The following is a 15,266-nucleotide window of genomic DNA, read 5'->3' as shown; positions in this document are numbered from 1 at the left end:
CCCAGACCTATTCAAAAAGGTAACAAAATAGACTCCCCAACAACGTCAAAAAAGGCCCTTTTGCACAAAAGGCCGATAAACCGCCAAAAATAATTCTAGAGATGACGACAAATTGAACCTCACCCGCCCGTCCGGAGTTGTCAAACCTTATGCGTTTTTGTACATTTATGCATAAAAAATGAACACGTTTTTTCAGCGCTTGGGAATGCTCAAAAATGCGACATTCTTTTCGGTGCTGGAAGCACAAAGGAGCCATAATGGCACATTATCTTTTTACCTCTGAATCTGTGTCCAAGGGACACCCGGACAAGGTCGCCGACCAGATTTCCGACTCCATCCTCGACGCCTGCCTCGCGCAGGACCCGAAGAGCCGCGTGGCCTGCGAAACGCTCGTGAACACGGGCCTCGTCGTGATTTCCGGCGAAATCACCACCAAGGCGAACGTCGATTTCCAGGAAGTCGCCCGCAACACCATCAAGAATATCGGCTACGTGAACCCCGACCTGCAGTTCGACTACAAGGGCTGCGCCGTGCTCGTCGCGATGGACAAGCAGTCCCCCGACATCGCGCAGGGCGTGGATGCCAAGGCTGCAGACGGCAAGAAGGATGACAAGCAGGGTGCCGGTGACCAGGGCATGATGTTCGGCTACGCCGTGAACGAGACGCCGGAACTGATGCCCCTCCCGATCAGCCTCGCCCACAAGCTCATGGAAAAGATTCAGGAACTCCGCGAAGAAGGCACCATCAAGTGGCTCCGTCCGGATGCCAAGTCCCAGGTGACGGTGGAATACGACGAGAACGACAAGCCCGTACGCGTGGACACTGTCGTGATTTCTACCCAGCACGACGAATTCGTGAAGGGCAAGGAACTCAAGCACGCCGTGATCGAAAAGGAAATCATCGAGAAACTCATCAAGAAGGTCATCCCGGCCAAACTCTTGGACAAGAATACCCGCTACCTCGTGAACCCGACCGGCAAGTTCGTCGTGGGCGGCCCGCACGGCGACTGCGGCCTCACCGGACGCAAGATTATCGTGGACACCTACGGCGGCATGGGCCGTCACGGTGGTGGCGCGTTCAGCGGAAAGGACCCTTCCAAGGTGGACCGCAGTGCAGCATACGCTGCCCGCTACGTAGCCAAGAACATCGTGGCTGCAGGCCTCGCCTACCGTTGCGAAGTCCAGCTCGCCTACGCCATCGGTTACAGCAAGCCCGTGTCCGTGCTCGTGAACACCTTCGGTACCGGCAAGATCGACGACCGCAAGATTGAAGAAATCGTCGCGAAGAACTTCGACCTCTCCCCGGCAGGCATCGAGAAGATGCTCGACCTGCGTAAGCCGGGCTACGTGGCTACCGCCGCGCTCGGCCATTTTGGCCGCACGGGTGCTCGCTTCACGTGGGAAAAGACGGACAAGGCCGCAGCGTTGAAGAAAGCCGCTAAGGTGTAAAGACTGCTCGTTTTAAACGGCGCAAGCCAAGCGCAAGATATGAAAACGGCCCCGAGATTTCGGGGCTATTTCTTTTACATACTGAAGCAACTCGCGTCTATTTCACTGCGGTAAAGTAGCTCCTGCTTGCGCCCGGTGCGGTAACGCGAACCAGGTACACACCTGCGGGGAGACCTGCGGTCAGTTCACGCGTGTTGCGGAGCGTCGCCTGGGGAACATTTTCCTCCTTGCGGATAAACCTGCCGTCGGTCGCATAGACGCTCACGCTGTATACACCCTGCTGGAGCGACAAGCCCGAAAGCACAGGGATGCCCGTCTTGGACGTATCGCCCGAGCTCGTGTCGCCGACAGCCGTATCCTTCTTCGAGGTATCCGGCGCGGCAATTTCCTTCACGAGCGTCACATCGAACTGGTCGATGTTCGGGCCGTCCTTGCCATCAAGCGTCGCAAACTTCACGCCGTTCTCGCCCGCCGTAAGCTTGAGCGAGACTTCCTGCGTTTTCCAGGTGCTCCACGCGCCCGTCTTCTCGAACACGCTTGTTGCCGTGTCTATTGCAGAAGAAATCACCAGGCTGCGGTCCTCGCTAGAACCGTTAGCGAAATCGATTTCGAACTTGTATTCGCCCGCCACGTCGACCTTCACGGGCACGACCACGCTTCCGCCCTTGTCAAAGTTCACGTAGGCATCGCCATGGTAACCCGCATTCGTAGTCTCGATAAAGCTGTTGGTCGCCGTGCCCTTGTCCGCCTGGTACTGCCTGTCAGGAGTCGGGGGTGGCGGCTCCACATAGTTTGCGTCGCATTCCGTGGGGCTCTTAAGTGTCGCACCCACATTCGCCTTCACGGCGGCCTCCACCTCGCTTGCCGGCAGCATGAATCCCGTGTAGTCGTAGAGCGGCGTAAACGACGTTCCCGTGCCCTTCGTGTTGCCCGAGCAGTTCGTAAAGATGTTGTCGATTACCTCGTTCACGCCGGTGCCGTTCGCGTTGCCGGTGTAAATCGGGTTAGCCTCGTTGATGAATACGTTACGCTCGGTACGCACCGTGCACATGTGGCCCGCCGAAACACCCAGCACGTCTGTACCACCCGTGACGCTTGCATCGCCAGTGAGGAGGTTATTCACCACATGCACGTTGCCGTAACGGCAGCGCGGCTTTCGCTGGTTCGCCGCCTTCCACCAGTTGAACATGTAGGTCACGTTCAGCTTGCCCTCGCTCACGGGCTCGTTGTCGGAACTGCCGATGAGGTTCGAGAGGTTATGCGTGCTCTTTTTCTTGTAGCCGAAGATGCACCACGTAAACGTTACGTTGTCTGCACCCTTCACCACGTCGGCGTTGCCGTCCTGGCCGTCCCAGAATTCGCAGTGGTCAATCCAGATGTTCTTGGAGCCGTCGTTTTCGATGGTGAGGTTGTCCCACGCCTGGTCGGCATTGCTGCCCGGGCCCTGGATGACGATGTTGCGGATAATGATGTTCGAGGCCTTGCTGATATGGATAGGAGCCTTGAGTACCGTTCCCGGCTTGAGGCCGATAATCGTCTTGTTCGAGGCCGTGATGTTCAGACGGTCGCCGGTCGTGCCACTCCAACCGTTGCCGAGCGTGCCGTCGATGTAGATGACCCGCGGCGAGGAATCCTTGGCGTACTTCTGCAGGTCGGCGAAAGTCGTTACCGTAATGGGGGTCGCGTTACCGCCACCCGTCACCTCGAAGGGGGTCGACGTACGGCCCGAACGGGTCGCCCAGCCGATGGGCTTGCACTGGTCCACCGCGGCGGACGCAAAAACCGCGAGCCCGCACAAGACGGCTATAACTTTGGAAGGAACTTCAAACATCCCGCATACTCCTTGCGTAACCAACTTTTTTATAAATCTATCCTTTTTTCGCGCAAAAAGGGCGTTTAATGCACAAAAAAGCTTTTACAAGTTGTCCATAGACAACGGCAAAGACGGCGCAAGGAGCCGCAAAACTAGCGCTGTTCGACGGTAAAGCCCTTGTCGCGCAGGAGCTTGAGGACGTTATCGCCCTTCCCCGCCATGTGGGCTGCACCCACGACGACAAAAACCTTCCGGTCCTGCGTAAGGAAAGATGCAACGGAATCCGCCATCGTCCTGTTACGGGCAATGTAGACGAGTTCCTCGATTTGCGCATCCAGCAGGGAATCCGTAGCGCTACCTTCAGGTTCCATGTACATAGCTTCGCGGAATAGCGAATCTTCGCCCTTTACCCAGGCGCCCATCATCAGCGTGATGGAGGAATCCATCACCTGCAATTGGCTTAACGTGCTCTTGAGGTAGTAAACGCCGAGCGAATCCGGGAGGCCCTCCCCCACAAGCACCGCAATCTGGTCTTCTGCAGACTCAAGAGAAACAACCTTCTTCCTGGATTCCTGCGCACTACGCAAGAAGTGGAAATCTATCCCGAGATTCGGGTCGAAACCGAGCCTCATGATGGCGACGGAACTGAGCGTCATTGCGGCAGACCAGGGCTTGTAGCCGTAGAGGAGCTCCGGAGCAAGAGACCACGAAGCGCAGACGCTATCGAGCTGCTTCTTGACATCCTTGGGCAAGACCTGCGCCAAAGATTGCCCCGCCGGCAGTTTGCCCCGCAGTTCCGACTGACGGGCAATCTCCATAAACACTGCAGTATCGGTCATGTCGAGTTCCACTGCAAGTTCATCGGAACGGTCGAACGCATTCGTAATCGCCGTATCTAGCGGGTAGAACGTGGAATCCGCAAAATGGACGCTCCCCAGCAGGTATACGCTGGAATTGGAATCCGAAACCTGCCATAGCATGTGCCTTGCGCGCTGGTATCTCGTCAAAAGCTCTTCTTCGGAAACTGCATCCTCAGAAACAGCATTCTCGTTCACTCCTTCCGCAGACGCATCCTTTTTAGAATGAGCCTTCTCGGATGAGGCACAACCCGCAAGCATAGCCAGCAAGGGCAAGCAAACCAGCGTAATCCTAGACAACATAGCAACCCCCTTTAAAGAACATACAAGGCAAGGAACACCGTAAACGCCGCAAAGAAGAGCACCACGGGAACCAGGAACCAGAAGCAATAAAAACCGATTTTCAAATCGTAGAAGAACATTTTCCACCATCCACGACGCGTCTTGCTTATTTCGGCGCGACACTCGGGGCAGATATTGCCCACCTTGTTGCGCACGCGGATAGCCATATTGCTCTGCAAGGGGGTCATACCCACCTTGTCGTTGAATTCCTTATTGCATTTAGAACAAATTGCCTGCATGCCTGTGAATATAGTAATTAGTTGGCAGTAGGCAGTGGGCAGAGGGCAAAAGGCCAGTTATTTCCGCTTGGCGGCGATAAGCACGGTGGACCCGAGAATCAGGAGAATGCCCGCAATGAGCCTGCCCGTAAGGATTTCCCCAAAGACAAGCACGCCTATCGTTACCGCAGTCACGGGTTCAAGCGCCCCGAGAATCGCCGTAGGCGTAGACCCGATAATCTTGACCGCCTTCACCATGAATATGAGCGAAAGCACCGTCGGCACGAGCCCGAGCATGAATCCCCACCCCCACGAACTTGCCTGCGTAAACACCGGCGGGAGGCCCGAACCGAGCGTCACCGCATAGAGCAGCAGGAAAACGAGGCAGAAGCAGATGGCGTAGAACGTCATCTTCACGGAGCCCATCTGCAACTTGATGCGGTTCGCCATCACCATGTATATCGCATAGGCAATCGACGAGGCGAAAACAAGCACAAGGCCCATGGTACTGAGCGGCACGCCATCGCCACCGCGATAGAGGAGAGCCACGCCAGCCATAGAGACCGCAATCGAAACGATGGTCCAGGTCTTGATTTTCTCCTTGAAGAACACCGCCATGAGCACCGAGACTTCTAGCGGATAAAGGAACAATAGCGTTGAAGCAAGCCCCGCGTCCATGTACTTGAACGAAGCATAATATGTAAGCGAACTCACCGCAAAGAGGAATCCGAACGCGACAAGCGCTCCGAATTCGCGGAATGAAATTTTAAAGTGCGAGCCCTTCGCAAGAATCACCACAAAAAGGAGAAGTGCTGCCGTGAAGAAACGGTAAAAGAGAACCGTCTCCGGCGAGTAATTTTGAGCGTACAAATGCAATGCGCCCAGCGGGTTCGTGCCATAGCAAATGGCAGAAAGGGCGGCGAAGGCAAAGCCTTTGAAAGCGAAGATCCCCGCCTTCGCGGGGATGACTGGACGAGGTGTACGAGGCATATTAAATCGCAAATTTGGTCGCATCAGCCAACTGCACGCTGGCGATGCGGGAAATACCCTTGATTTCCTGCGTCACGCCGTAGAGCATGTCGGCTTCGGCCATGGTACGCTTGTTGTGCGTCACCACGATGAACAAGGTCTGCTTGCTGAATTCGCGGAGCAGCGCCATGAAGCGGCCCACGTTAGCGTCATCCAACGGGCCGTCGACTTCGTCCAGCACGCAGTACGGCGAGGGTTTTTCCATGTAGATAGCAAACAGCAGAGCCGTTGCGGTCAGGGCATGTTCACCGCCGGAGAGCGCCTTGATACCGCGCATCTTCTTACCCGTGGGGCGCACGTTGATTTCGATATCCGCATCGAGGATATCGAGCGGCTTGCCGTTCTCGTCGAGCTTTTCCACGAGGCTCATCTTGGTTTCGCCATTCAGGAACAGCTTGCTGAACACGAACTGGAAATTCTTCTGGATGCGCTCGAACGTCTCGAGGTAGCGTTTGCGGGCAATATCGTCAAGCTTGGTGATGGTACGGTCGAGCGATGCGCGGGCGCGGTCCAGGTCGTCGAACTGCTTCTCGACTTCTTCCAGGCGCTTTTTCTCGTCCTCGTAATCTTCCATCACGTTCACGTTGATGGGGCCAAGTTCCTTGATTTTCACGCGCAGTTCACGGATTTCACGGTCCGCTTCGGGCTGGGAGTATTCCACACGTTCAATATCGCCGGGTTCTTCCAGGTTCACTTCCCAGTCGGTAAGGATACGTTCCTTGAGCCTGTCGACATTCGCCTGCAGGGCCTCGCGACGACGCACGATATCGTTCAGGTCGTGCATCTTCTCGATCATATCGTCACGGAGGCTGTTGACCTCCTTCTGCCATTCATCGATATCGCCCGAAACAAGCTCGTACTTTTCGCGGGCAAGGTCTCGCCTGCTCTCGATTTCACGCAGGGCGGAATCCTTCGCCTGAACCTGGTCGGCAATCCCTTCGGAATCGCTACGGAGCTTGTCCATCGCTTCTGCATTCTTCGCGATTTCGTCCTTGCGGTTGACAATCGTATTCCCGAGGAAGTCCATCTGGTCGGCAATGTCCTTGAGGCGGCTCGTGTTCTGCGCGAGTTTCGCATTCTTGTCGAGGACGCTCCTTTCAAGTTCGCGAACTTCCTCGTCCTTGTCGCGGAACAACTGTTCCTGCTCGCCGAGTTCATCGTTCACGCGGTCGTACTCGCCTTCGGCACGTTCCGCAGCCTGCGCGGCCTCGGCAAGTTCCGCATCGGAATTCTTGCGCTGAGCGGCTTCATCGATGCGGGCACGCGCGCTGTTGCAGTTGGCATCGAGCGTCGCCATGCGGGATTCGCAAGAGGCAACCGTATTCTTCTGGATTGCAATGGCGGCATCGCCCCCGTGGAGCGAGTTCTGCTTCTCGCGGATGTCATCCACCAGCGATTCGAGCATCTGGGTTTCCTCGGCGAGGGTATCCTGTACCCGCTCCTCGTCAGAAAGTTTCTGCGAGAGCTCGCCCTGCACGCAGGCAAGCGCCTGCTGGGCACTTTCAATCTCGTTCTTGCGGCTCAATGTACCCGCGGTCGGCGTTCCCGTAGAAACGAGCCCCGCCGTGCGAACTGTCGCATCCGGGGACACAAAACAGAGGTCGTCGTTACCGTAACGTTCGGCAAGTTCCAGCGCCGCATCGAGCGATTCCACTAGGATGTAGCGCGAAAGAATCCCGCGGAGCCATGCCATTGTGGGTTCATCCGCCGTCACGAAATTCGCCATCGGGCCAATCACGCCGTTACCCTCGATGTTGCCCGCAAAGGCAGGGCGCGGCTTTGCCGTGAGCGCCATCAGAGCCTGGCCCACGTTCTCGTTCTTGAGGGAGGCGACAATCTCGCCCAGGCTACCCGCATTGTCGACAATCACGGAATCAAGGATATCGCCCAGTGCGGTTTCTACCAGGTGGGCATATTCAGGTGTCGCGCTAATGCGTTCAGAAAGCAGGCCCTGCGTGAGGTTCGACTTGTTTTCGGCAAGCCAGCGGCTCGCATCGGAGCCCTCGCTAGCAACGCTCTCGAGCACGTCGATACGGGACTGCAGGCGAGCCTCCTCGTTCCTCAGTTCCGCAATGCGGGCAGTAAGTTCGGACTGTTCCGACCGAAGCGATTCAATGCGTTCCTCGCGAACGGATTTCTGCTCCTCGAGATTTTCAATTTCAGTGCGGGCCGTATCCATGCCCTGCTGGATATCTTCCACAGCACGCAAGGCTTCATCGCGCTGCGTACGGAGTGTTTCCAGTTCGCTATTCCAGCCGTCAAGGTTCGACTGGAGCATATCCGTTTCGGCATCGGCACGTTCAAAGCGGGAACGGAGCGCGTTCAGCGCATTCGCCGCCTGCAGGCGCTCGTTCGAGAGTTCCCTCGACCGGGTGCGCAGGTCATCGAGCTTGTCGCGCATCACCTGCAGGGTTTCGCGTTCGCGTTCCAGGATGGCACTCATCTCGTCCATCTCGGAATCGTTACCGAGCGCCTCGTTTTCCTTCTCGAGGCGTTCCTTCTCGGCAGTAAGCTCGCCCACCTTCTGCTCGCTGCGTTCAATCTCGTCCTGGGCCTTCGCGCTTGCCGCCTCGGTCGCAGAGATAGAATCCTTCAGGCGCACGATGTCGTTGTTCAGGTTGTTGAGTTCGATGGTCGCCGCCTGGACTTCGCGTTCCAGTTCACGATAGGCGTTTTCGTCCTCGCTGATATCGAGCTTCTTTTCCTCAATCTTGGTCTGCAGTTCGGTCGCACGCGTCTTTGCGGTCTCGACCTCGTGCTCCATGCGGCGGGACGACGTATCGAGCGTATTGAGCCCTTCCTTGTGGTCCTCGAACTTGTCGATACTCACGGAAAGGTCCAGTTCGCGCAGGCGCTTCGTCAGTTTCTTGTATTCATCGACCTTCTCCGCCTGGGTCTCGTACTGGCGTACGGAACGGCGGGTCGCACGCAGGTTGTCTTCCACGCGTGCCATGTCCATCTGCACGCGTTCCATCTGGCGTACGGCTTCCTTGCGCTGCTGGCGGTACTTGCTCACGCCGGCAGCCTCTTCAAACAATACACGACGGTCGTCCGCCTTGTCGCTCAACACCGCCTTGATCATGTCGGCGTTCATCTGCGAGTAGGTACTGGAACCCAGGCCCGAGTCAAAGAGCAGGGCATGCACGTCGCGCAACCTGCATTCCTGGTTATTTATCAGATATTCGCCCGAGCCGTCGCGATGGACGCGACGGGTAACAATCACTTCAGAATATTCAGAGGCAAGCGTACCATCGCTGTTATCGATAACGATGGAAACTTCGGCAAGGCTCATGGCGGCACGTTCCTCGGTACCGCTGAAAATCACGTCCTGCATCTTGCTCATGCGCAGGAGGGCGGCCTTCTGCTCACCAAGCACCCAACGGATAGCGTCAGTAATGTTCGACTTTCCGCACCCGTTCGGGCCCACCACGGCGGTAAGACCCTTCGTGGGGAAATTGATTTCTGTCCTTTGCGCAAAGGACTTGAATCCGAAAATCTTTAACTTTGTAATCTGCACTGAATATTAATGTAGTAAAAAAGTATCTACTTGAACTCGTAACGCAGTCCGTGACCTTCCTTGCTATCGGTGATGACCACGTACTCGCTACCGCCCTCAAATTTCACATCGCGGGCAATCAAGGCATCGGAACGGAGCACCGGGCAAACGCAAGATGCATACATCCCGTCCGGGACGTTATCGCATGCACAGCCAATCGTCGTCTTTTCGACAATCCTGAACCGGACATTGAACGTTCCGACCCAGTCCTCCTCGTAGACGCGGCTCTTTTCACCCGGGCGTATCGTATCCTGGATCCACGGCACATACTCGGAACCGTCCTCCGAAACGATATCGATGCCGACAATCGTCTTGCTCGACTTGTTCTCTACCTGGAGGCGCGTCGAAGAATCAATACACCAGTGGCTAAGGCAACCCGAAAGTACCGCACAGCAGGCAAGCAGGGCACACAGTACAGACAAACTCTTAAAAGTCTTCATTACTTGCCTCCTTCACTGCCCGATTTCTCGTAGCGGATGCCCTTCGCGGTTATCGTCTTCGGAGCGTTCGCCCCCTGGGAATTCTTCGAGTCAAGCGGAATCAGTTCGGATTTCTTTTCCGGCGTATTCTTCCTCTTGATTTCCTGCGTCTGGAGCGGAGTGGACTTGCGTCCGTTCTTGGCAAACAGGGCATCGCCGAGGGAACCCATGTTGAACTGGAGTTCCACGAACCAGGTTCCCTTCGCATGGAACAGGTGGTCGTACTCGTAGGCGGAATTGTAGCCCACGCGCACAAGCGGCATCTCGAATGCCCAGCCAAACATCAGGTCGTCCCAGTTGTCTGCCACGGCACGGCGGCGCAGGCAGGTAAACTCGACAGAAAATAGGCGCGAGGGTTCCGGGTAGAACTTCAGCGCGGCAGAATGGAAACCGTCATCCGGGAAATCGAACGAGACTTCCGCATAGAGCATCTGGTTGAACAGGTTCTGTTCCCAATTCACGCGGACAAAATCCTCGTCAAAGCCTTCCAGTTCACGCTTGTAGATGGTGGCATCGATGTTGGGCATGTACGTCCAGAGCCCGGAGGATGCCCCGCCGAACACTTCGCGATCCTCGAGATCGAGCGAAAGCCTGAGCATGCGGAAATGCGTACGGTGGAACTGCGTCTGGGCGCTGATGCGGCCAAAGCGCAGGTTCGCCCAGGTGTACAGGAGCGAATCGTTCTCTGCGGGGAAAACATCACCCACGAATTCAACGTTCTGGTGCTGCATACCGGCAGCAATCGAGTAGTCTACCGTCGTGTTGGTGTAGCCAAGGCCCCACGTAGTCACGGAGCGGATAAGCCCGAAATCCGTGTATTTCGGGAAGAACAGGAAGTCCTCGCCGTCCCAACCGGAACGTTCGAAGAACAGGAGCGCAGACAGGTAGTTATTCTGCGAAACCTGGTGCGACGCCATCAGGGATAAATGATGGCGCACGGCAAAACCCTCGTGCTCGCCGAACTTGCTCTTCAGCGGAATCTGGGTCGGGAGCGGAGCGTAGTTCATGCCGATATCGACAAACGACATCTTTCCGTACAGGAGCAGGTCGCCAATGTCGCGCAACTGCTCGTCGCGGGTCCAGTAGCCACCCGAAGCAACCGCTTCCACGTCAACAGCATCGGCCAGGGCCGACGTGAGCATAAGCGGAATCGCAACCAGGGCAATCTTTATGGAACGGAATAGGCTCATGGTTTTAAATATATAAAAGACAACCTAGAAAACAACCAGGTCGTTCTTGTGGATAAGTTCGTCGGGCACGTTTTCGCCGAGAATCTCGTGAACCTGCGCCGTTTTCTTGCGCAAGACAAGCTTCAGGGTTTCGCTGTCGAAACCCGCAACCCCGCGGGCCACCGGATTCTTCTGTTCGTCGAGCACCTCGATGAGGTCGCCCTTGTCGAAATGCTTGTGCACGGCGATTACCCCAACGGGCAACAGGCTCGAGTGCTTTTTCCGGAGGGCGTTCGCGCCACCCTCATCCACGACGACGCTCCCGCGCGGCGTGGTAATGAAGCTCAGCCAGCGCTGGCGACTGTTCAACTTCTTCTTGGAGCCCGCAAAAAGCGTGCCGTTCGCATTCTCGAAAATCACCTGGTGCGGCAAGACCTTCATGCCGTTTGCGAGGAAGGCGTTCGCCCCGCTCTTCGTGACGTTCCGGATGGCCTCGAGCTTGCTGCGCATCCCACCGGTACTTACCGCAGAACCCGCCTCGCCGGGCTTCCCCGCAAGCGCGAGCACCGCGGGCGTAATCTCGGGCACAAAGCGCAACAGGCGAGCATTGGGGTTCTTCTTCGGGTTGTCATCGAACAGGCCGTCCTCATCCGTGAAAATCAACAGCAGGTCGGCATCCAGGAAGAGCGCCACGTCGCTCGAAAGCTTATCGTTGTCGCCCACCTTGATTTCTGCAACCGCAAGCGAGTCGTTCTCGTTGATGATGGGGACAATCTTACGCGCGAGCATCGCCTTGATAGTGTTCTGCAAGTTCTTGTAGCGGGCGCGGTCACGGAAGTCGTCTGCCGAAAGGAGAATCTGGCCCACCGAGAGCTGCACCCAGCGGAACATCTCGCGGTAGGTGTACATGAGGTCGATCTGGCCCACGGCAGCGCAGGCCTGCTTCTCGGCAATCACGGTAGGCTTCTGCTTGTAGCCGAGTTCCGCCATGCCCGTACCCACGGCACCGCTTGTCACAATCACGACTTCCTTCCCCGCTTCCATGAGGCGGGCAACGGAGTCGGCGAGTTTCTGGATATAGCGGGTACGCACGCCGCCCTTGTCGGAATCCACCAAAATGCGCGAGCCAATCTTTACCACAATGCGGCGCGCTTCGTCTAGGATGTTCTTACGTAATTCACTCATATTCTTTTTTCATCAGCATGTGTCATTCTGAGCGAAGAACCGAAGGTTCGTAGTCGAAGAATCTACAAGCAAGGAGATCCTTCGACTTCGGGCTACGCCCTCCGCTCAGGATGACATTTTAATTCATTTCAAAACCACAACGTTCACCTTTACGATCTCTACCTGCAAACAAGCAGCCTGATTGCATCGAGGCGGAGCTGCGGGTTCGCGACAATCTTCTTGCGCTCGGCAACGTTCTTGCGGAGCTGTGCCAGTTCCGCATTGTTACCCGCCTTCCCACGCATGGTGAGCAGGTGGTTCATGCGCTGGTATTCCTGCTCGGAACGCGCCTCCACCGCAGCGGCGGCCTTGTCGGCGTATTCCTTCGCGACTCCAGAAACATTGCGCTTCGCAATGGCAAGCCCTTCCTTCGCGAAATAGCGCAAGGTGGCATCGACAGCCTTGTTGCCCTGCGGTACGTTCACGTCGCGGAGTTCCGCCTTCTCGACAGCCTTCAGGTGTTCGGAGAGGTCCTGTCCCGAGGCATCCACGAGCGTACACACGTAGCGCGGGCCAACGATATCGGACACGCCCCATTCCTCGGGCACGGGCAGTTCCACCACGAAGTTGTACTGCATAACAAGCCCGCGGAGTCCGGAACCGTTCCAGATACTGCAGGCGACAGTCCCGTGGTTCACACCCGTCTCGAAATCTATGGTTCCCTGTGCCAGCGGGTGCTCGAGGCTCAGGAAGTCCACCTCGTCATGGAGCATCGCTACCCCACGTTCGAACGTCGCCGTGAGGCAGATATTGTCGGTTCCCTGCTCGTCTTCCTCGCTCTGGGCGGCAATCATCCCGCGGGTCGGCATTCCGGCAACGGAACCTTCCTCGATCTGCGGGCCCTGCGTAATCACGCAGCAACCCTCGATGGCACTGTTGTCCACATCAAGCCCGCGAGCATGCAGCGATTCGAGAAGCAAATCCTTCAGTTCGTGCTGGGCATCGATACGCAGAATCTCGTCGGTAATCTCCTTCGCCTTCTCGGGGTTGCGGGAGTTGTATTCGAGCAGGCGGTCGCGCCCCTTCTCGATATTCTTGCGCATCGCCTCGCAGTCCTTTTTCACCTGCGGGATAACGTTCTTCACGAATTCGTCCAGGCAGCCGCGCGGGTTCGCAAGCGCCTCGATCAGGCTATCCGTATACTTGAGGAAGAGTTCACCACCGCTCATAAGGGGCGCGCCAAACGCGTTCAGGCCATCGTTGTACCAGCGGAACATCACTTCCTGGCCGGATCCCTTCACGTAGGGAACATGCACGATGATATCCTGCGTCTGGCCAATGCGGTCCAGTCGCCCGATGCGCTGTTCCACGAGGGCCGCATCGAGCGGCAGGTCGAACAGGATAAGGTGGTGCGAGAACTGGAAGTTACGGCCCTCGGACCCGATTTCGGATGCGATAAGCAGGTTCGCGCCGTTCTCCTTGCTGAAGTTCGCGGCGGCCTTGTCGCGCGCCATGATGGACATGTCCTCATGGAACATCGAGAAGGCTCCCTCGCCCAGGTAATCCGTGAGGATTGTCTCGAGCGCGAGCACAACCTCGATCGATTCGCAAATGAGGAGAATCTTGTCGTTCTTGTGCTCCTTGAGGAACTTCTTGAGCCAAACGATACGCTCGTCGAGTTCCCAACCGTCGGAATAGCGGGTGCAAAGCAGGCCATTTTCCTGAATGTCAGTCGAGGCATCCAGATCCTTCTCGGCGGCAAGTTCCACCATCTCGCGGTAACGCGGGTTCGGTTCCAGGCAAATTTCGTCGAGCTTACGCTTGGGGAAACCGCCCACGCCCTTGCGGGTATTGCGGAACACCACGGAGCCCGTTCCCATCGCATCCACGATGCGGCGCATCCATTCGCCTGCGGTCATGGACTTCGAGTTTTCCTGCTCGAGCCACGGGCGAATCTTCGAATTCTTGGGGACGCATTCGTAAAGGTCGTCCCAGCTCATGTGGTGGTTCGGGTCGGTCGGGAGTTTCGCAAGGTCGTTCACCAGCTTGCGGTATTCCTCCTGGTCCTTGATGAACGCGCCGTAGTCGGCAAAACGGGCCGGGTCAAGCATCTTGAGGCGGTTGAACTGGCTTTCGGGGTGCAGCTGCAAGGGAGTACCCGTCAACAGGAGAACGCCCTTCGAGCGGGCAAGCACCGCATTTGCGAGCATGTACTCGTGGCTCGTGAAGCCGTCCTCGCACACCAGGTGGTGAGCCTCGTCGATAATCGTCATATCCCACTGCGTCTTGAGCAGGTCCTCGATAAGCGCAGGCTGGCTCATCAAGAAGTCAATCGCCACGATGATGTTGTTGCTCTGCAAGAAGGGGTTCGGCTTCGGTGCGCCCTTCTCGACGCCAATAAACAATCCGCGGATATAGCCCTCGTCCACCAGCGTAAAGAGCTGGTTGAACCTGCGCTTCATCTCGATCATCCACTGGTGCTTGAGCGTCTCGGGAACAATGATGAGCGTACGGTTTACGCGGCCACGCGCATTCAGGGCATGCCAAATCATGCCCGCCTCGATAGTCTTGCCGAGGCCCACCTCGTCACTCAGCATGAGGCGCGGGAGCGTAGAAGAACTGCAGGCACGATGGCAAAGGTAGTACTGGTGCGGAATCATGTCGAGCCGCGGGCCAATCATGCCGCGAACCGGCGAAGATTTCCACATGCACGAAAGTTCCATCGCACGGCGGCGACGTTCAAAGGCCTTCGAGGAAACATCTTCCGAAAGAATGTCGGACTTGGACCCCGCACCGATTTTCGTAAGCGAACGGAAAAGGTCGCTCGGGCGCGCCATCTGCTTCGCCGTAAGGTCGGCTTCCTTGATTTCGCGACCACCACGGCCTACGTAAACGACAAGGTCGCCATCCTCGCGGACGCTCTCGACAGAGAACGAAAGCCCCTTCTCGTTTTTCGCCGTTTCACCCGGCTGCAAAATAAAGCGCTCCACAGGAGCATTGTCAACACGATAAAGACGAACCTGACCCACTAACGGGAACACAAACTTGACGGTACGGCCCTGAACCTCGGAGACGACCCCAAGACCCAATTCCGGTTCCGACTGGCTAACGTAACGTTGCCCCGGCTTAAACATTTTCATGCCTCCAAATTTAGTAATAATTGAGTTTTTCGACCAAATTTTTCTATCTTT

General features: G+C 56.7%; 10 protein-coding genes. 1 reads left to right on the top strand and 9 read right to left on the bottom strand.

Translation table 11 applies throughout. The features are described 5' to 3' along the window. Positions 1-257 precede the first annotated feature (257 nt). Positions 258-1,448, top strand: coding sequence for a methionine adenosyltransferase (gene metK / locus CRO08_RS05555; protein WP_097035367.1), 1,191 nt, complete (start codon positions 258-260; stop codon positions 1,446-1,448). Positions 1,449-1,545: 97 nt separating this feature from the next. Here metK and CRO08_RS05550 read toward each other — a convergent pair whose 3' ends face one another. The 9 genes from CRO08_RS05550 to rapA all read right to left on the bottom strand — a co-directional run bounded on the left by CRO08_RS05550 (position 1,546) and on the right by rapA (position 15,215). Beyond that, a complete protein-coding gene (locus tag CRO08_RS05550; protein WP_097035366.1) occupies positions 1,546-3,279 on the bottom strand; it encodes a CBM35 domain-containing protein in 1,734 nt (577 codons plus the stop codon). Between the two features lie 134 nt (positions 3,280-3,413). Continuing rightward, entirely contained in the window at positions 3,414-4,421 is a 1,008-nt protein-coding gene (locus CRO08_RS05545; protein ID WP_176495070.1) for a TraB/GumN family protein, read from the bottom strand. A gap of 11 nt (positions 4,422-4,432) precedes the next feature. Further along, a complete protein-coding gene (locus CRO08_RS16680; protein ID WP_141398253.1) occupies positions 4,433-4,699 on the bottom strand; it encodes a hypothetical protein in 267 nt (88 codons plus the stop codon). 57 nt (positions 4,700-4,756) lie between these two features. Further along, positions 4,757-5,668 carry a DMT family transporter gene (locus CRO08_RS05540; protein ID WP_097035364.1) on the bottom strand — a complete coding sequence of 304 codons (912 nt, stop codon included), beginning with the start codon at positions 5,666-5,668 and terminating at the stop codon, positions 4,757-4,759. A gap of 1 nt (position 5,669) precedes the next feature. Continuing rightward, entirely contained in the window at positions 5,670-9,224 is a 3,555-nt protein-coding gene (gene smc / locus CRO08_RS05535; RefSeq protein WP_097035363.1) for a chromosome segregation protein SMC, read from the bottom strand. Between the two features lie 26 nt (positions 9,225-9,250). Further along, a complete protein-coding gene (locus CRO08_RS05530) occupies positions 9,251-9,703 on the bottom strand; it encodes a hypothetical protein (RefSeq protein ID WP_141398252.1) in 453 nt (150 codons plus the stop codon). Next, a complete protein-coding gene (locus CRO08_RS05525; RefSeq protein WP_097035361.1) occupies positions 9,703-10,932 on the bottom strand; it encodes a hypothetical protein in 1,230 nt (409 codons plus the stop codon). Before CRO08_RS05525 ends, CRO08_RS05530 begins: the two co-directional genes overlap by 1 nt. A 24-nt stretch (positions 10,933-10,956) precedes the next feature. Continuing rightward, entirely contained in the window at positions 10,957-12,096 is a 1,140-nt protein-coding gene (proB, locus tag CRO08_RS05520) for a glutamate 5-kinase (protein WP_072812712.1), read from the bottom strand. A gap of 158 nt (positions 12,097-12,254) precedes the next feature. After that, entirely contained in the window at positions 12,255-15,215 is a 2,961-nt protein-coding gene (gene rapA / locus CRO08_RS05515) for an RNA polymerase-associated protein RapA (RefSeq protein ID WP_097035360.1), read from the bottom strand. Positions 15,216-15,266: the final 51 nt, after the last annotated feature.

The organism is Fibrobacter sp. UWT3 (genome assembly GCF_900230125.1).
In the GTDB taxonomy this organism is placed as follows: Bacteria; Fibrobacterota; Fibrobacteria; order Fibrobacterales; family Fibrobacteraceae; genus Fibrobacter.
Note: the sequence above shows the minus strand (reverse complement) of the source record. Positions and strands in the feature narration are given on the sequence as shown.